This window comes from Phycisphaera sp. (assembly GCA_025916675.1).
In the GTDB taxonomy this organism is placed as follows: domain Bacteria; phylum Planctomycetota; class Phycisphaerae; order Phycisphaerales; family UBA1924; genus JAHCJI01.
Genome location: CP098402.1, coordinates 654,157 through 672,739, shown reverse-complemented (window position 1 = coordinate 672,739; position 18,583 = coordinate 654,157). Strand labels below are relative to the sequence as shown.

Below are 18,583 nucleotides of genomic sequence, written 5' to 3'. Positions count from 1 at the left end.
AGGTGAGCCGATCAACCCTCGGCGGGCTTCTCTTCCTCTGCAGCGACCTCTTCGGCCGGAGCCTCAGCAGCGGCCGCGGCCTCTTCCTCGGCCTTCTTCTTGGCCTCGGCGGCCGCTTCCGCCTCCGCGGCGGCCTTCTTCTCGTTGGTGGCCTTGTCGACCGCGCCCTTGGCCTCGCTCAGGGCACCCTCGGCCTTGGCCTTGGCGGCGTCGGCGGCCTTGGGGTCGGCGGCGGACACCGCGGCCCGGGCCTCGTTCACGGCCTCGCTGATGCTCGAGGCGTAGCCCGCCAGATCAACGCCCTCGGCGTCGTCGGAGCTCGACAGCTCGCCGATCTCGGTCTGGGCCTTCTCGGCGGTGGCCAGGCCCACCTTGCAGCCCACGCGGTTGCGGTCGGCCTCGCGCTTGGCCAGCCAGGCGTCCTTGAGCTTGGGGGTCAGCAGCTCCCGGTTGCCCAGGATGTCCATCATGGTGTCGCTGGGCTGGGCACCGACGCTGAGCCAGTACTGGATCCGCTCTTCGTGCAGCATGAGCTGCTTCTCGGGGTCCTTCTCGATGGGGTTGTACCACCCCAGGTTCTCGAGGACCTTGCCATCACGCTTGACCCGCTTCTCGGCGGCGGCGATGCGATAGAACGGACGGTGGGTGCGCCCCAGGCGCTGCATGCGGATCCGGACCACTGGATGCTCCTTTGATCAGGTTGTGTATGGCCTGCTGGTCGGGGAACGCGGCCAGAGAGCCGGTCCCACAGGCGGGTCGAGATGGTAGGCCCCGCAGTGAACCGAGGCCGGCAGCCCTGATCACCGCTGATCGGAAGCACTACCTATCACGGATTGCCCGGAACACCAGCAGCACGTCGATGATATCGACCCGCCCATCGCCATTCAGGTCCTCCGGACATCCGTCGCAGCGGCCAAGAGCGTGGATCACTGCAATGAGATCATGAGCATCGACCACGCAGTCGCCCGTTACGTCGCCGAAGACCGAGCAGCCGCCACCGGTAACGCGATAGACGGCCATCGTGCCCGAGACCTCATGGGCCACAAGTAACAGAGCCTCGCCCGTGGGGCTGTCCGCCGCCGAGACGAACACGATGCCTTCGGGGGCCAAGTCGCCGGCCGTGCCAAGCTCGGGATCGCCCGAGAAGTCACGGCTGTTGGTATAGCTCTCGAACACCGGCGAGCGCGGGTCGGTGATGTCGTAGACGAAGATGCCGCCCACGCGCTCTGCCCCGACGAAGGCGTAGGTGTTGCCACTGATCGTGCCTAACGCGAGCGCTTCGGGCTCGGGGCCCTTGTCGTCGCTCCGGTTGTCGAATGAGTCATTCTCGTCGTTGGTGCTGTTGAAGTTGTCGGGGATGAGCATCGCGGTGATACGTTCGAGGTCGTCGGCCGAGTCGAACACCTGCCTGCCGGTGGTATCGAAGATGCTGAACCCGCGACCGCCATAGCTGAAGAGGCGATCAAAATCGCCGTCGCCGTCGGTGTCACCGGCGGTGGTCGTGATCTTCAGGCGGCCCAGGTTCTCGTCCAGTTGCAGCGTGGTCGCGTCGGGGAAAACGTCGGGGTCGAGGTCGAGGTCGCCCACCCGGGCCTCCTCGCTAAAACCGTCGTAGTCGCGGGCGTCACCCTCGTTGGCGGTCACGATGAAGGTACGGCGGCCGGCGGTATACGTGGCGATCGTGTCAGGCAAGTAGTATCCATGCACGGGCCACGTGGCGATGTTGATCGCGTCGTCGCGATTGCTCGCGTCCATAGCGTTGGCTGCCATCGCATGGTTCTTCGTGCCGAGGCCCCAGATATCGGTGACACGGGCGGAGCGCACGTCGATTGTGACGATCGCGTTGTTTTCCTGGCATACGACGTACGCGGTCCGTCCATTTGGGTCGACCGCGATGTACTCGGGCTCCAGATCCTGAGCGATCGACGCGCCGGGGCCGAAGATGCGGACGCTGTCGTCCAGATGACGGTCGCGGATGCGGCCAAAGCCGGCCGTGCGCACGTCGGATTGGCGGATCTCGCGGCCCGGGCGGATGCGGATGACGCTGACGCTGCCCTCAGGATCGACGGTGTAGTCGTCATTGGGCTCACCCTCGTTGGCCACAAGGGCGTAGCGGCCGTTGGGCGTAAAGGTCACCATGTCGGGAAGCGCCCCGACCTCTACGGCGGCCTTAAAGGTACCGTCCGTGTCGAAGAACGCGACGTGGCCAGGGTCCTGCTTAGGGTCGGCCTCGACGGCGACGGCCACCAGCCCATTCGACACCGCCACAGAATTCACACCCGCGCCATACGGAGCCAGATCGATGGTGAAGGCCAGCGTAGGGCTGTTCGGGTCAGAGATGTCCAGAGCATCGACCGTGTTGGCCAGAGCGTTGGAAACGAACGCCAGCCCGCTGCGAGTGTCGAACGCGACGATCTCGGCGGCACCCTCGTCGAACGCCCCGCTCTCGTAGCGACCGACGAACTCCAATTCGACACTCTGTGCTACGGTGGGCGCGGCAACGGTGGCGACGGCAAGGCCGGCAACAGCAAGCAAGCGGGTCAGCATGAGACTCTCCTCTTCGAACAACGCGCGAGTACCACGAACAGCACGTGGGCTTCTCGTTCTGAAGCTAGCAGCCCGCCACAGCACACGGGTACATGCTGCGCTTTGCATATAGAGTCTTAGCGCCGTACGAACAATGCCTAATGCGCATTGCGATGCACGAACCCGCGCACCGGCGTCATCGCCAGGATCCGCAGATCGAACAGCAGCGACCAGTGGCGGACGTAGTACAGGTCGTACCGCAGACGGCGGCGCAGGCTCGTATCACCGCGCAGGCCGTTGACCTGGGCCCAGCCGGTCATGCCGGCCTTGACGTGCTGGCGGAGCATGTAGCCGCGCCAGTCTTCCCGGAAGCGCTCGATGAGCTCGGGACGCTCGGGGCGCGGGCCGACGAGGCTCATCTCGCCACGCAAGACGTTGAGCAATTGCGGCAGCTCGTCCAGGCTCGTACGGCGCAGGAAGCGGCCGGTGGGCGTGATGCGCGGGTCGTCGCGGCGTGTCCAGCCGGCCTCACCGTCGCCAACCACGGCATCGTCATCGTCGACGCGCTCGGCGGTGAGCTCCAGTTCCGCGGCCTCCTCGGCGGCGTGCCGCATGGTGCGGAACTTGTACATCCAGAAGATCTCGCCCCCGAGCCCGACGCGCCGCTGGCGGAAGATCACCGGCCCCGGCCCGCTCAGCGCCACGGCCAGGGCGCACAGCACGATTACCGGGCTGAGCAGCACGAACGCGGCGGCCGCGCCAGCCAGGTCGACCGCCCGCTTGCACGCCCCGCCCACGCCGTTGGCTGGCGACTCGCGATAGCTGAGCACGGGCATGCCGTCGAGTTCGTGGACCATCATCGACTGCTGCACGTGCCGGGGGTTGATGTCTGGAACGATGCGGACATCGACGGAGAACCGCTCGAGCCGCCGCAGGATGCGGCCGGTCGACGGTGCCTCCCGGCTGGGCAACGCGAGGTACACCGCGTCGACCTTGCACCGCGTCATGGTCTGCTCGAGGTCGCGCAACCCGCCGAACACGGGGCGGCCCATGCACTCGGCCAGCCGGTTCTCGTGCTTGTGGCTGATAAAGTGCGACACGCGAAGGCCCGTCCAGCTATTGCGATCGAGCGTCTGGGCGGCAATGCGCCCGGTACGCCCCACGCCGATGATGGCGACGTGGCGGAGGTTGTACCCCCGGCGGCGCAACCAACGCAAGAACATCCTGAAGGCAGTCCGGTGGGCCGACATCATGCCCAGCAGCAGGATGCCGAAGAGGACCATCTGGGTGCGGTTGGCGTCGAGGCTGAAGCCGAAGATCTGGAACGGCCGGCTGGGGATGTTGCCGCCGGCGAGCTGGCTCGAACCCACACCCCAGAGCACGACGACCATCGCCATGACCGCGACCGTGCTGGCCTTGACAACCTGCGCGAGCTCGCCCGCCAGCGAGCGATCTCGACGGGGGCGGTACAGCTTGAAGGCATAGAACGACACCATGCAGCAGAGCAACGCCGCCAGCAGTAGCGGCTGCTTGAAGTAGCTCTCCCACTCCGAGGCCGGCGGCCAGAACGTGTAGCCCCCCACGAGCCCGTAGTCGTCCAGCGGCCGCACCATGACCTCACCAAAGGTTCGGGCACCATCCGGGCTGCCATCGGAGATGGGGACCACCAGGATCTTGCGCAGGATCCACGCCAGGAACGCGGCGGACAGCACCACCAGGCCGTCGGCCAGTGCCAGCATGACCAGCAGGTATTGGTGCTGTTGCTTCAGCACGGTCGGCGTTCCCCTTCGATAGCCCCGGTGTCGTGCGTTCGGAGCACGTCAGGGCCCGTTGCGTCGCTCACTCGGCAACGGTTCGTACAGTTTATCGGTTCCGATCCCCCGGGACGCTCCAGCGGCCACGAGCACCGCAAGATTGCGCACGCCGGCGGTCGTCTAACCGTTGCTTGCTGGCCATGGCGGCGACGTTCTCGGGCTGGGACCGATGCCGCTCATCCGCTCCAGGGCTGCACGATCGTCGTCGCTCAAGGCATCCCCAGGCGGCGGCACGATTTGGACGACGGCGAACAGGTCGCCGCTGGTGCCCTTGGGGTCGGTCAGCCCCCGGCCACGCAAGCGCAGGCGCTTGCCGCTGCGTGTTCCCGCCGGCACCGTGATGAAGACTTCACCCTCCAGCGTGGGCACGCCCACTTCCTTGCCCAGCGCTGCTTCGGCGTATGTCAGCGGCAGGTCGAGCTCCAGGTCGAGCACGCCCTCGCGGCGGTAGAGCGGGTGCTTGCCCACGCGGATGGTCAGGATGAGATCGGGCTCGCCGCCACCCCCAGCGACCCGCAGCTTCGTGCCGTCGGCGATCGCCTTGGGGATCGAGACCTCGATGGTCGTTGCCTTGCCCGACCGCCGCACCGGCACACGCTCGGTGCCACCGCGCGCCATCGTCACGAACGAGATATCGAGTTCGGCCTGGGCCGTTGGTCTGGCACGTTCTCTGGCCCGGCCCCGCTGCGTGCGGCCGCTTCGAGAACCTGCCCCGCCGCCACCGAAGAGCGACTCGAAGACCGAGCCCATGTCATCAAGATCGAAGTCGGCCCCGCCGCCGCCCCGGCCACCGACGCTTGACCAGGAGTAGTGCCCGCCCCCACCGGCACCGGCGGCCTGCGCCGCGCCGGCCCGGCCGAATCGGTCGTATTGCGCCCGCTTGTCGGGCTCACCCAGCACGTCGTAGGCCGATTGCACCTCGGCGAACTTCTCTTGCGCATCGGGCGACTTGTTCACGTCCGGGTGGAACTCTCGCGCGAGCTTGCGGTAGGCGGCGCGGATCTCCTCTTGCGAGGCCGACCGCTTGACACCGAGCACCTCGTAGTAGTCACGCTCTGCCATAAGGCTCACCGCGCGGACCGCGCGATCAGGGCTGCTCCTGCCGCTTGGTGCGTTCTTCCTGGCTGATGGGGTCGGACTGCTCGACCTTGACGACGTGGATGTGGAAGACCAGCGTCGAGTTGGGCGGCAGGTTCTGCATCTCGACGTTGCCGAAGCCGAGCTTGGGCGGGATGATGAGCTTGCGACGCAGGCCCTCGACCAGCGGTTCGATGCCGTTCTTGAAGCCGCCGACGACGCGCAGCGGGTACATGGTCCGCATCGTTAGGCCGTCCTCCCATGTTGAGTCGAAGAGCGTGCCGTCGGTGCGCCAGACCTCGAAGTTGAGGAAGACGATGTCGCCCTCGTCGGTGGGCGGGCCATCGGTCACGCCCTCTTCCAGCGTGATGATGACTAGGCCGTCTTCGTCCGTCTGGACCGTCGCCGGAAACTGCGTGCGTTCCCACGTCAGTTCGCCGCCAGCTGATTCGAGCGCCGCGCCGTCGAGCCCGTAGAACGTGTCCTCGGACACCAATCGGTCGGGCCGGACGCGCAGGCTGCTTGTCATCTCGACCGAGCCATGCTCGCGCGTGGGGTAGGCGTGCGGTGTTTCACCCGCGTACCCATTCGTCGCGCGCTCGAACTCGAGGTCCATCGTCGCGATCAGCTCGTCGGGACGGATCGTGTCCACCGGCATGTCCTTGGGTGCCAGCCAGAGGTTTGCCAGCACGCCGGGCCGATCTGCCTCGCGGAACTCGTAGGTCCGCAGCCGCAGCGTGTCGCCGAATCGGTACACCCGGTAGATCGCCTGCTTCACGGGCTCCCAGGGCGTGCCGTCGCGGTGCACCTCGACGTACATCGCCCGCCCGAGCAACTCGGTCTCGAACGGAACCATGTGCGCCCACAGTTTGGTTGCGTCCTCGCCGCCGGCAGGGTCAACCGTCCGCCAGCTCCCTTCGAGCATCGAGGTGAGGCGGGCGATGTCCGGGTCGCCCATCTGGCCGGCCGACGGGTCGGCGAAGATGCTGGGCTCAATCGGCGGCGTGTTGACTTCCTGGGCGCGTGAAACACCCGCCGGGGCCAGCACGGCCGCCAGCAGGGCGATTACGGTCACAAACAAACGTCGATCCATCAGTACGAACTCCTCGGGCAGGGCTGGATGACCATTCTATGGGCCGCCCACCAAGAGAAGCCGCAACCCTGGGTCAGGCCAATTCGGGAAACATCTTGGTCACGATGCCCACCAGGTCCTGCACGTGGCTGACGCTCTCCTCGAACAGGGCCTTCTCGCCGCCCTCGAACTGGAAGTCGACGACCTTCTCGACGCCGCCCTTGCCCAGCATGGCCGGCACGCCCACGAAATAGCCCTTGGCCGAGCCGCCGAACTCACCATCGCAGAAGACCGCGCTGGGGATGATGCGCTTCTTGTCCTTGATGATCGCCTCGACCATCTGGATCGTGCCGCTGGCGGGCGCGTAGTACGCGCTGGTGCCCATGAGCTTCACGACCTCGCCGCCGCCGGCCTTGGCCCGCTCGACGCACGAGGTGATGGTGGCCTCATCCAGCAAACTCGTGACGGGGATGCCGTGCACGCTGGTCAGGCGGGGCAGCGGCACCATGTCGTCGCCGTGGCCGCCTAAGAGCAACGCCTGCACGTCCTCGACCGAGCAGCCGATCTCCCACGCGATGAACGTACGGAAGCGGGCCACGTCGAGGGCGCCGGCCTGGCCCATGATGCGGTGGGCCGGGAAGCCGGTGGCCTTCCACGCGGTGTAGACCATCGCGTCGAGCGGGTTGCTCACGACGATGACGATCGAGTCGGGCGCGTGCTTCTTGATGTTCTCGCTGACACTCTTGACGATCTTGACGTTGGTCTCGATCAGGTCGTCGCGGCTCATGCCGGGCTTGCGCGGCAGGCCGGCGGTGACGACCACCACGTCGCTGCCCGCGATGTCGGCGTAGTCGCTGGTGCCGATGATGTTGCTATCGAAGCGCTCGATGGGCCCGCAGCAGGCCAGGTCGAGCATCTTGCCCTGGGCCACGCCCACCTTATCAGGAATATCGAGCACGACGATGTCGCCCAGCTCCTTGGCCGCCGCCCAATGGGCACAGGTCGCACCGACGTTGCCGGCCCCGATGATGCTGATCTTGGGGCGGCTGGTGTTCATCTTGGGTGTGGGGCTGGTCATGTTCGGTCTCCGTCTGAGTGCGGTGCGGGGGAATCAATGGAAGGCGGAGAGGATAGGAGCGCGCGGGGCCGAGATGGCCAGATGGCAGATGGCCAGATGGCAGATCCGGAGGGAACGCCCCCTCTTCATCTGCCATCCGGCCATCTGGATTTCTGGATATCTGCCGCTCCGCGGCCTCTGCCGCCCTGCGGCCTCAGCCAGCCTTGTCGGCGCCCTTGGCGGTCTGGGCGTCCTTCAGGGCCTGGGCGTCCTCGATGGTCAGGCTCTCGCCCCCACTCTCACCCCCACTCACAACGGGGCTCTCGCCCACACTGCCAAAGTTGAACGTGCGGGCCGTGCTCCAGTCGCTGAGCACGCCGTTGGTCAGCTTGGTGGCCACCTGGTAGCTCACCCACTCGAGGCCGGTGGGCACGCTCGGGTCGGTCCAGGTCTTCTCGGCGGTCGTGTCCATGTACTGGAATTCGCCGACGGTGCCGCCCACGGGCTTGGTGCGGCGCTGGATGACGAAGACCGAGCCGGCGCCCTTGTTGGCCTCGAACGTCAGCACGAGGTTGCCGTTGGTCGTGTTGCGCAGGCCCAGGTTCTGGGGGATGGGCGCCTCGGTGCGGGGCGTCTTGGGCTTGGGCTCGGGCACCTCGGCGCGGATGTACACGCCCTGGTCGCCCGTGGCTTTGGCATAACCCTCGATCTGGGTGACCAGGCCGCCCAGGGTGCTGCGCAGGTCGCCGACCTTGAGGTCCTTGTCGGCGGTCTTCGTGGTCGATTGCTGGCGGATCGTGTCCGCGTCGCTCAGGGCGGTTTGGGCGGCACTCAGCTTCGCACTCGCATCCGCCACTTGATCGGCCGTGATCCCGATGTCCGGCGGCGTGCCCTGCCCGGCCCACACGGGGATGTGCTGGGCGGCCCAGGTGAGCAGTTCCTGATCCTTATCAGGGAGTCGTGGCATTGGTATGCCCCTTCTTCTGGCGACGCGACCGATCGAGCCCGTCCCCTGTGCCTTGCCCGGTCGGCACGCCCGTCTCGTGCGAGCGATTCCCGCCGGGGTTGAGGGGTGTATCGTCGGTCCGCCATAGCGGCTTCAGTTCGCAACCAATGTTGTTCTCATATTTCTGTGCGCAAGGGTCGGGCCGGATTGGGAAACGGGCCTGCGAACAAGGTTTTTTGGATGAGATAAAGTTACGAAGAGATGGAGAGAGAAAGCGGGGTCTCTGTCCGAGCCGCGCTGCGTGAGCACGCGGCGACTCCGTGGGGGGTTCTGTCCGAGCCGCGAGCGTGAGCTCGCGGACCTCTTGAAGAAGGCAATAGGCATCGGGCAATGGGCAATGGGCCGGACCCAGATGGGCCGCTCTCCCTCCCCGTCCGGGTGCCACGGCTTGCCCGTCTTCGGCAAGCCGTGGCGGGCATCCCGTCCCGCTGGCGATGGCAACTCGGCCCGGCACACCGACCCCGAGCTGGCGGGCTTCATCATGAAGGCCCGGATCTTCAGCGCCTCCGAGCTGCGCCGGGCGTGCAAAGTCCTGGGCGTCTGGGAGCGCGGGGACCGCAAGGCCGAGCTACGGGATCACCTGCGCGACGCGCTGGGCACGACGGTCGAGCGGCCGGATTTGGTGGCCCATCACATGCCCAACAAGAGCATCCGTCACCTGAGCGATGCATCGATCACGACAACCTCCAACCGCTGAATCCATGGATTAGCCTTGCGGAGTTCGGCCGCCTGTTCGGCCAGGTCGGTACGAGCCTCCTCTATGGTGTCCCACTTCGACCGCCGGGTCCCACCGGGGTGCTTCCCAGACCACGCCACAACATACACGCCGCACGGCCACCCAGTCAGTTTCATATACCTTTCAAGGAGCTGCGCCTTCAGATTCGTCTTCGCTTCGGCATTGTGCGACCACTTCACCTCTACTGGTATGTTTATCTCCGCGAGTTCTACGGTGTTTTGAGCAGCGATAGTCACGAGTACGTCCAACTCAGAGCCGGGAAGGCCCTTCAATTCTTTAGGCAGTATCCTCCGCCGCACCTTCACCTCGCGATTCGCGACGACGGCATACGACTTGAAGTAGTTCTCTATCGATTCCTGAACCTTTTCCGACACCCGCTCTTCATCCTTCGGAGATTGCTCTTGCTGGCGCGGACGATCCCACAGGTCGTCAACCGCCATACGGGTGCCTTCTTGAAGCGTCTTTCCATAGGCATCTATTGCAGTGACAATTCCCTCCACCGCGTCACTGCCGCTCCGGACGAGTCGTTTGTCACGGGCACTGAGTATGCCGGCTACCTCTGACACCTGCAAGGGCGTCCATACCGCCAAGCGATACCCCTGCTCGGCTTCGGAACGAGTCCGACGCAGCCAGGGGTACCTGTCGCCATAGTCTGCTGCGATGCTCCTGATTTCTTTCACCGCTTCAAGGCTCTGCTGTGACGACAACCAGTTCAGCATCTGCCAGCGCAGGTCCCGCGCCGCCTCTTCCGGGCCAATTGATCGCGTGCCCGAAGTCTCTGGCGGGTCAGTTTCGAATGAAAACTCGTCAATGAGCCGTCTGAACAGTCCCGCCGCCACTGCGGGGGACATGGCTGCCTCGGCTGTATTGCTCGACTGCATACGACGGTGGAGCCTGCCGCCCATGGCATACCTACCGAGAATCCCAACTCGCAGGTCCGGCCTTTCCTCCAGTACACCTTCCACAACTGACCATGTTGCGTTCGGCTGTTCGAGGAGCATCGCAACCGCGAGCGATTCCACCTTACCGTCATCGCGATCGGTATTCGCTGCCTTCAATGCGGTTTGGCAAGACCCGATCGCCATGTCGGGAGCCCGAGAGAGGATAAACTGCGCAGCTTCCCGCAACTGATTCTCTGGTATCTCGCCAGCCTCAATCGCCTTTGCCAGTTCGCTTTCAAGCACGCCGATATTTTGGCCGTTCAGCAAACGCAGCATCTTTTCCAGCCAGTGCCTAGCACCCTCGCGAGGATCTGTGGCCACTTCAAGGACCACCTCACGTACTGCCTGGCCGGCAACGCTTGCCAAGCGCTGAATCACAAAGTTCGCAAAGTCGCCGGAATCCTCTCGCAGCTCGACCAGAAAGTAGCGCGCGCGTACTTTCCACCAATTGGACGAAAGGCCTTCCACCCACGCTGGTTCCTGTGAGTACACAAGCAGCAGTGCTGAGATCGTGTCTTCAATGACGGGTCTCGGCGACTCCAATACGACCTTCGTGTGATCGCCTTGCGAATCACCAACGCACGCTTTTGCAGCATTCACGATGCGGGCCTTGGTTGATTCGTTGGCACCCGTCCACCCCGGTGTAGCGGTGAGGTCGAGATTGTATTCGGGAGGAGCGACCTCTTCGGTGAGCATTAGTTGGATGCGCAGCGTTCCAAACCACTGCGGACCCTCCGCTTCGCACTTCGCCAATACGTGGGCCACTCGCGCTTGTGGTGGTGGTGAAAGCTTGGGCACCTTTCTGGGCAGAGACAGTTCGTATTCCTCGCGTTGCCGCCGTGCGTCCTCGCTCTCCAGCTCTATAAACATAGGGTATGGAAAAGCAGAAGCGATGATTGCGTCATCGCGGCAACGGAGCCACTCGTTAACACAATCCGCACTATTCGCCCATCCGGGCAGGAAGCGAGCAAACAGCGCAAACTGACGACGAGTAGGCTCGTCATAAGATTCGTCCAATGCCCTGCCAAGCAGCCAGGTAAAGTCTTCAAGATTCGATAGGTGCGGGGTGTGCATGACGATCGACCATACGAGGTCCTGCCCCTTCGCTTGTATAGCAATCGCCTCAAGCAATTGCCGTCGGATCGTAGAATCCAGTTGAAAAGTCACTTCTGGCGGAGGCACGTCGGTAGGCCAGAGTGGCTGAGACCAGGCAATGGGGGACGGTTTATGAGCCAAACCCGCAGCGAGCACTACCTGCGCCAGCGCACTCGCGATTGCCGGATCGTCCAACTCGTGAAGAGCCGCCATGCAAATATTGCGAGTCAGAGCTAGAAAAGTGTCGTGATCGCGGATGAGCGGTGCCGCCTTCAAGCACCAACTAAGTCCCGCAAGCCGATTGCCTTCGGCACTGAAGTCCTCGTGTTCCAGCTCGTACAGGAAACCGTTGTACGAGCCGGAGTAGTTATCCTGGCTTCGCAGGGTTAGCCTGTCGAGCAACCCGCTTACGCTGAGACGGTCAGGCCAATTGCAACGCAGCGCCTCACCCTTAATGTCCTGCCGGAGATCATCCTCTCGGTCAACTGTCAGGGGAAGAAGGGCGGCCTTGGCGGTGATGCTGCCAATCAGTCCAACAATCCTCGCGGCTCGCACACGTGCAGCGTACGGTGCTGTGCTATCTAGGGCCAAGGCCGCGAGGGTGGCGTCGAGTTCGGTAAGGCCCCATTGTTTGGCAGCCTCCAGGGCCAATTCGAGAACATCCTCGTCCTCTTCTGTTCTGCGATTCAACAGTGGCTCGATGTCCGGGGCGGCGCCGGCATATTGCAACCCTTGCAGCGCAATGCCGCGCCACATGATGTCCGCATCGGTCCGCTCATGTCGCTCGAACTGGCCAACAAGGCCAAGAAATGCTCTGCGACGCAGTTCGTCATCGGCGACATCCGAGAGTCCGATGATCTCGGGATCCGTCTCGGCGACCCAGTCCCGGATCTCCTCGCTGAACATCGCGGCGGAGGCGGCGGTTTCGCGAAGGGGCCCCACAACCCCGTGCTCCCAGCCGAGCCCGGACGCGAGCATGGCTCGGCCTTGGTGCAATGGCAAGGTGGCCAGACGCCTTCCCGCGAGAAACTCCGCGAGTTGCCGGTGCCAGAAGCGGAAGCGGAGCGGCCCGTCCGCATCGAAGAGCCCATGCGATCTAAGACGACGCAGGAACGCATGGTCGAATGATTGATCACCGACTTGCACGTTCGCCAACTCGTCCTGGGTCAGCGAAACGGATGATGGAGTATCGCTCTGGTCAACATGGTCGCGGCCACACGTGAGTAGACAAACGGCGAGCACCTCCGCCGCGGCGAGAACCTCATGCACAGAAAGCTGCGAACCTGTCCCTTCTTCTCTTCGCTCTTCATCGTCGCGGGCAAGGTACTTGACGGCATCGGCAAAAAGCTTGCTTCTCGGCCCGTGGAGTGCCCCCTGGTCCTCGAATACGCCCATCAGCATCGTGAGCGTGAGCGGCTGCTCTGCCAACAAGCCCACGCCGGCCTTGTGAGTGGCTTCTACGAACGCCTCACCGTCCAAACCCACGCTTCGAGCGATGGCCACAACGTCCTCTTGGGATAGTGATTGGATGTCGCCTGCAAACACCTGGTCTTCGCCATACGCGGCCTTGAGGGCATCCGTGATGCCATATGCCCACACGGCGGAGCGGCAGGAAAGCCGGAGCCGCGGCTTCTTGGCCTCCAGATGCTCGCGAATCCAGTTCGTCAGTGTGCGGTTGGCCATGGGAAGGTCAACCATCAACTCATCAAACGCGTCGAGGCTGATGACCGAGTCCTGGTTCGCGTTGTCGGACAATCCTGTAAGGCGGCGCTCTAATCCCTCAGAATGGTCACCGATGTCAGCGAATCGACGGGACCGAACATCCCGTTCCATTGCCTTCTCGGTCTCTTCCAGAAGCGTGATTTCGAAGGTCTTACCCGAACCAGCGGAGCCGAGAAGAATGCAAACCTGGAAGTCTGCCAGGTCCTCGGTCGGAATCGTGCGAAACCCATCCGAGTGCTGACGCCAGAGTCGCTGGATGGGCCATCGTGCCATGGGGCGACGATAGGCGACTGTACGGGAAGTATGGCTGTTACTTTATCCCCCTCCGTCCTCGCCGCGCTGCGCTTGCTCGGCCACCGTCTTGACCCCTCCACGGAGTGGCCCTGCCGGGGGCTGGGGAGGGAACTGAGGGGACCACCGCCCCTGGCGTGCCCTCGCGGGCCCAGCCCCCCACGGAGTGGGCCCCCCGCGTCACCGCGGGGGCTCGTCGGAGGCCGCGAAGCGGGATCAGGACCCCTCACCCCGGCCCTCTCCCCGAAGCGGGGAGGGGGAGGCACGCCCCCCTCCGACCTCGGAAGACCTCGGCCACCTCCCCCGCTGGGAGCGGGGGAGGGGCAGAACCCCGCCGCCTCGGCCCCTCGCCGCCCAGCCCCCCACGGAGTGGGCCCCCCGCGTCACCGCGGGGGCTCGTCGAGATCAGAAGGACGCCTCGGGAGGCCGTGGAAGCGGCCCAACCAGCGAGGAAAACGGCTCCCCCAGCCACCGGAGCCCTCCGGGCAGCCACGCGAACCGATCCCCGAGCCGGGGGAACGGCTCGGGCACTTGGGAGGGCGGCGTTCCCACCCGGCCGAGCGGCCCTGGCAGGCACGGAAACCGTTCCGAACGCTGGGAAAACCGTTCCCGTCGAAAGGAAAATCGTTTCTGACGATAACGATATGGTTTTCGTTCGTGTCGGTTTGGCGGGTGTTTGGGGAGGGAGAGGCACTGGGCATGGGGCATTAGGCACTAGGGTCGGAGGGGAGCGGGCCCTCGTTTCCGGGCCCATTACCCATTGCCCATTGCCAGCAGATGCCATTGCACGCTCGTGGCAATTGGGGGTTGGCAATTGGCAATGGAGCGGAGGGGAGCCGGATCAGGCGCTCGGCGCGAGTGGCCTCTTTAATGCGAAACTCGCGACCGCGAGCAAGACGGCGAGCCCCGCGCACGCCAGCAGCCCGATCGTGAACGAGCCCGCGTAGTCCAGGCTCACGCCCAGCACCACCGGGCCCAGGCCCGTGCCCGCGACGCCTAAGAAAGTAAGAAAGCCGCGGATGCTGCCGTGGTGGCGGCGGCCGAAGTAGCGGGCGACCGTCGGCACCCCCACCGCCGAGCCGATGGCCATCGCGATGCCGTAGAGCGCCATCGCGACGCACAGCAGGACCACCGTGTCGGCCACGACCACGAGCGCGGGGCTGGCGGCCATGAGCAGCGCGGCGATGGCGAGCAGGCCGCGTGGGGGCAAGCGGTCGGCAAGAAAGCCAACGGGCAGCACGAGCGCGGCGACGGCGAGGGCCCAGCTCGTGCTCATCGCCGCCGAGTACGCTGGGTCGAGGTCGCGCGCTTCCAGGATCGGCTGCGAGTGGAACAGCAGCGCGGTGCCCGTGAAGCCGCTCAGGACCATCGCGCCCGCGAGGATCCAGAACGCGCGGGTTGAGACTGTTTGCCCGAGAGTGAACGCCGGATCCGGGTGTTTTGGTGATCCGCCTTCGCCCGGTGCCGATGAGCCTTGCGTGTCCGATTGTTCTTGCGATGAAAGAAGCGGCCCCTGGCCGTCGCCGTCGATCTGCTGGCCCTTCTCGTCCGGGCGATCCTTTAAGACGAATGCGGCGAGCGGCAGCACGAGCAACCACACGATGACGCCCAGCGCCGCGTAGGCCCAGCGCCAGCCGAGCCACTGGATGAGGCCGATGGCCACCAGGGGCGAGGCCGCGAAGCCGGCCTGGGCGAAGACCATCTTGAAGCCGTTGATGGTGCCGAGCCTGCGCTCGTACCACAGCGCCAATATGTGCCCGCTGAGCATGGACAGCGAGCCCTGGCCCAGGAAGCGCAGGCCGAAGAAGCACAGCGTGAGCACCGGCAGCGAGCGCGCCTGCCCCGCGGCGATGCACGCGCCGCCGAACAGCAGCGCGACCACGAACATGACGCGGCGTGGGCCGAGCTTGTCGGCCAGAGCGCCCACGAACGTGAGCGGAATGGCGGCGGCGGCCGTGCCGATGAGGTACGCGCTGCTGAGCTGGGTTGCGCTCAGGGCCAGCGTGTCGGTGAACGACTTGTTGAACTGGCTGACGACGACCGTCTGGCCCGGGGCGCTGGCGACGAGGGCGACCGTGCAGGCGGCGGCGATGACCGGGCCGTAGAAGCGGCCATCGTCGCTCGCGGGCGAGTCTGGCGGGGAGATAGTCTGCGACGGTGGGGCCATAGGGCCCCGAGCTTAGCGTCTTCGGCTGCGTTTGGCCTTGGGCGGGTCGGGCTCGAAGGGTGGTTCCTCGTCCTCTTCGTCCTCTTCTTCCGTTTCGTCTTCCTCTAGCTCTTCCTCATCCTCGTCAAGCTCTTCGTCGTCTTCTTCATCCTCTTCCTCGCCGTCCTCGTCTTCCTCTTCGTACTCCTCCTCGTCCTCGTACTCCTCGTCTTCTTCCTCGCCCTCTTCGTCTTCCTCATCCTCGTCGAGTTCTTCGTCGTCGTCCTCTTCGACCTCTTCCTCGTCTAGCTCTTCATCCTCTTCAACTTCCTCGTCATCCTCTTCCTGGGCCTCTTCATCGAGCCCATCGCGACCTTCGCGTTCAACCTCTCCCTCTTCATCCTCGTCGTCAAGCTGCCCCACGACCTCGACCTCAACGCTCGCTTCATCGTCGAACGGCTCGTCCTCGTAGCCATCCAGATCCGAATCTTCGGGATCGGCCGCCGCGTCCTTCGCGGCCAGCTCCTTCATCGCCGCCCATTCTTCCGCGGTGATCTTCACGTCGCGCGCCACGCTGCCCTTGTGGTCGCTGATGACCCCGGCGATGCCCATGAGGTCGATGAGCCGAGACGACCGCGTGTAGCCAATCGCCAAGCGACGCTGGAGCAGGCTCACACTGCCACGCTTGCTCTCGAGCACGATGTCGACCGCGCGATCGAACAACGGATCCTTGAGCGCCCGCCGCAAACTCGCCGAATTGTTGTTCGCGCTCTGCAGCAGCCTGTCATCGTCGCTCAGCGCGCCCTCGGGCTGGCCGAGCTGCATGATCTGCCGCTCGAACGTCGGGCCCGAGACCTCACGCACGAACTTCACCACGCGGCGGATCTCGATGTCGTCCACCAGCGTGCCCTGGCTGCGCATCAGCTTGTGGTTGCTGGGCGAGAGGAACAGCATGTCGCCCTGACCCAGCAGCAGCTCGCCGCCCTTCTGGTCGAGGATGATCCGGCTATCCAGCCCGCTCGACACCTTGAACGTGATCCGGCACGGCATGTTGCCCTTGATGAGCCCGGTGACGACATTTGCCTGCGGCCGCTGCGTGGCGAGGATCAGGTGGATGCCGACTGCGCGCGCCTTCTGCGCGATGCGCACGATCGCGCCCTCGACCTCCTTGTTGGTCATCATCAGGTCGGCCAGCTCGTCGATGATGAACACCATGTACGGCAGCTTGCGCGGCACGCGCGCGGCCGCCTCGTCGGTCTCGTGGCCCAGGCGTTCCTTGATCTCTTCCCAATCCAGATCGTTATAACTCGATATGTCACGACACCCGGCCTCGGCCAGCAACTCGTACCGCTCGTCCATCTTCGTGACGGCCCACTCGAGGATCGCCGCCGCCTTGTGCATCTCGGTCACCACCGGGCACATCAGGTGCGGGATGTCCTTGAACTGGCTCATCTCGACCATCTTGGGATCGACCAGCACCAGCCGAAGCTCGTTGGGCTTCTTGGTGTACAGGAACGACATGATGATCGTGTTCATGCACACGCTCTTACCACTACCCGTGGTGCCGGCGATCAGCACGTGCGGCATCTTGGTCAGGTCGGCGATGAGCGGCTCGCCCGACGCGTCCTTGCCCAGGAACATCGGCAGCTTCATGCCCTGGAACTTCTCGGGCCGGCCCATGAGCTCCTTCAGCCGCACCTTCTCCTTGGTCGCGTTGGGCACCTCGATGCCCACCGTGTCGCGGCCGACCTGGTTCGCCACGATGCGCACGTTGACCGCCTTGAGCGCGCGGGCGATGTCGCTGCTCACCGCGTTCACCTGGCTCACCTTCGTGCCCGGCGCCAGGCGCACGTCGTACAGCGTGATCGCTGGCCCGCTCTCGATGCCCACGACCTCGCCCTTGATGCGGTACTGGTGGAGCGCGCGCTCGAGCGCCTCGGCCCCTTCGCGCACCATCTCGTCGAGCTTGTCGTTGAAGTCCTCCTCGGGATCCTCCAGCAACTCGACGCTCGGGAAGCGGTAGCCCTCCACGGCGACGCCCTGGAGGTCGCGCAGGTCCTCCTCCTTCGCAACGGCCCGGTTCTGGCTGGAGAACAGCACCGGCATCTTGCTGATCTTCTCGCGCAGGCGGTCCTCGCTGAACACCTGGGGAGCGCCGGGCTCGTCGTCGTCTTCTTCCTCTTCCTCGTCGTCTTCTTCTTCGTACTCCTCCTCGTCTTCGTCCTCCTCGTACTCCTCTTCGTCGTAGTCCTCTTCGTCTTCCTCGCCCTCGTCGGTCACGATGTCTTTCTCGATGCGTTTGGCCCGGGCCTCGGCCTTCTTCCGCTTGTCACGCTGAGGCTTCAGCCGCGCGTCGTCGTCGATGTCGTTGGCCCGCGCGGGCACGCGCTTGATGGGCCGTAGCTTCTCGCCCAGTTCGGCCAGCCACGCGCCGATCGCGCCGGGAACCCCTCGCATCGAGTGCGCCCCGCCGCCGGCCGTCCGCCCGACCCAACCCGCCTGCCGAAGCAGGCTGCCCCCGGCGGGCACGATCCAGCGGTCGTACGCCACGATCACGCCGATGGTGGCCGCCACGAGCATCCACAGCAGCGTGCCCCAGACGTTGAAGTGCTCACGAAGCTCGCCCGACCCAACGAGCCCCACGACGCCGCCCGGGAGGTCGGGCAGCCGGGCCGTCGAGGGCAACAGAAGCGCCTGCACTCCGGCCCCGGCCACGGCGATGACGACCACGCCCACGATGCGGATCAGCGGGTGATCGACCCTCGCCCCACCAAAGTGCAGCCCGATGAGCAGCGCCAGCCCGGCCAGGAACACCCACGCCCCCAGCCCGACCGTGTAGTACGACCAGTGGGCGACCAGCGCCCCGATGCCGCCCATCCAGTTGGCCGCTGGCTCGTTGGCTGGCCAGGCGGCGAAGCCCGGCGCGTCGGCCCGATCGAACCCTATCAGGCTGGCGGCAATGAACAGCCAGACCGCGCTGACCACCAGCCAGGCGATCCATCGCAGCACGGGCGCCAGCGACGCCCCTTCGTCATCCGTGACCCGAGATGCCATAGGACCAACGGTATCGGCTTACCGGGCCGACGCGCGGCAGGAATGC

11 protein-coding genes are annotated in these 18,583 nt (G+C 65.1%); 1 reads left to right on the top strand and 10 read right to left on the bottom strand.

Annotation, left to right across the window (positions count from 1 at the left end):
* Window positions 1–11: 11 nt before the first annotated feature.
* The 7 genes from rpsP to NCW75_02935 form a co-directional block, all read right to left on the bottom strand.
* The gene (rpsP, locus tag NCW75_02965; protein UYV13253.1) at window positions 12–680 is read right to left on the bottom strand and encodes a 30S ribosomal protein S16; all 669 of its coding nucleotides are present in this window, start codon (window positions 678–680) and stop codon (window positions 12–14) included.
* 139 nt (window positions 681–819) lie between these two features.
* Window positions 820–2,547: a choice-of-anchor I family protein gene (locus NCW75_02960; GenBank protein ID UYV13252.1), complete on the bottom strand. Its 1,728-nt coding sequence runs from the start codon at window positions 2,545–2,547 to the stop codon at window positions 820–822.
* Window positions 2,548–2,684: 137 nt separating this feature from the next.
* A complete protein-coding gene (locus NCW75_02955; GenBank protein ID UYV13251.1) occupies window positions 2,685–4,298 on the bottom strand; it encodes an undecaprenyl-phosphate glucose phosphotransferase in 1,614 nt (537 codons plus the stop codon).
* 162 nt (window positions 4,299–4,460) lie between these two features.
* Window positions 4,461–5,402 carry a DnaJ domain-containing protein gene (locus NCW75_02950; protein ID UYV13250.1) on the bottom strand — a complete coding sequence of 314 codons (942 nt, stop codon included), beginning with the start codon at window positions 5,400–5,402 and terminating at the stop codon, window positions 4,461–4,463.
* A gap of 25 nt (window positions 5,403–5,427) precedes the next feature.
* The gene (locus tag NCW75_02945; protein UYV13249.1) at window positions 5,428–6,510 is read right to left on the bottom strand and encodes a CpcT/CpeT family chromophore lyase; all 1,083 of its coding nucleotides are present in this window, start codon (window positions 6,508–6,510) and stop codon (window positions 5,428–5,430) included.
* Between the two features lie 73 nt (window positions 6,511–6,583).
* Entirely contained in the window at window positions 6,584–7,567 is a 984-nt protein-coding gene (gene mdh / locus NCW75_02940; GenBank protein UYV13248.1) for a malate dehydrogenase, read from the bottom strand.
* A gap of 193 nt (window positions 7,568–7,760) precedes the next feature.
* Complete coding sequence (locus tag NCW75_02935) at window positions 7,761–8,513, bottom strand: hypothetical protein (protein UYV13247.1); 753 nt, start codon at window positions 8,511–8,513, stop codon at window positions 7,761–7,763.
* 427 nt (window positions 8,514–8,940) lie between these two features.
* On the opposite strand from NCW75_02935, the gene NCW75_02930 reads away from it, so the two are divergent.
* Window positions 8,941–9,249, top strand: a complete 309-nt coding sequence (locus tag NCW75_02930; protein UYV13246.1) for a hypothetical protein — start codon at window positions 8,941–8,943, stop codon at window positions 9,247–9,249.
* Here the strand turns inward: NCW75_02930 and NCW75_02925 are convergent.
* The 3 genes from NCW75_02925 to NCW75_02915 form a co-directional block, all read right to left on the bottom strand.
* Window positions 9,207–13,319 (bottom strand): hypothetical protein, encoded by a 4,113-nt coding sequence (locus NCW75_02925; GenBank protein UYV13245.1) that lies wholly within the window; start codon window positions 13,317–13,319, stop codon window positions 9,207–9,209. The two genes, NCW75_02930 and NCW75_02925, sit on opposite strands and share 43 nt — an antisense overlap.
* Window positions 13,320–14,178: 859 nt before the next feature.
* Window positions 14,179–15,504: an MFS transporter gene (locus NCW75_02920; protein ID UYV13244.1), complete on the bottom strand. Its 1,326-nt coding sequence runs from the start codon at window positions 15,502–15,504 to the stop codon at window positions 14,179–14,181.
* 12 nt (window positions 15,505–15,516) lie between these two features.
* Entirely contained in the window at window positions 15,517–18,537 is a 3,021-nt protein-coding gene (locus NCW75_02915; protein ID UYV13243.1) for a DNA translocase FtsK, read from the bottom strand.
* Window positions 18,538–18,583: the final 46 nt, after the last annotated feature.

What these genes read in the sequence shown, in the direction of transcription:
- NCW75_02960 (UYV13252.1), bottom strand. Translation starts at nt 2,547, where the DNA reads ATGCTGACCCGCTTGCTTGCTGTTGCCGGCCTTGCCGTCGCCACCGTT.
- NCW75_02950 (UYV13250.1), bottom strand. Translation starts at nt 5,402, where the DNA reads ATGGCAGAGCGTGACTACTACGAGGTGCTCGGTGTCAAGCGGTCGGCC.
- NCW75_02945 (UYV13249.1), bottom strand. Translation starts at nt 6,510, where the DNA reads ATGGATCGACGTTTGTTTGTGACCGTAATCGCCCTGCTGGCGGCCGTG.
- mdh (UYV13248.1), bottom strand. Translation starts at nt 7,567, where the DNA reads ATGACCAGCCCCACACCCAAGATGAACACCAGCCGCCCCAAGATCAGC.
- NCW75_02935 (UYV13247.1), bottom strand. Translation starts at nt 8,513, where the DNA reads ATGCCACGACTCCCTGATAAGGATCAGGAACTGCTCACCTGGGCCGCC.
- NCW75_02925 (UYV13245.1), bottom strand. Translation starts at nt 13,319, where the DNA reads ATGGCACGATGGCCCATCCAGCGACTCTGGCGTCAGCACTCGGATGGG.
- NCW75_02920 (UYV13244.1), bottom strand. Translation starts at nt 15,504, where the DNA reads ATGGCCCCACCGTCGCAGACTATCTCCCCGCCAGACTCGCCCGCGAGC.
- NCW75_02915 (UYV13243.1), bottom strand. Translation starts at nt 18,537, where the DNA reads ATGGCATCTCGGGTCACGGATGACGAAGGGGCGTCGCTGGCGCCCGTG.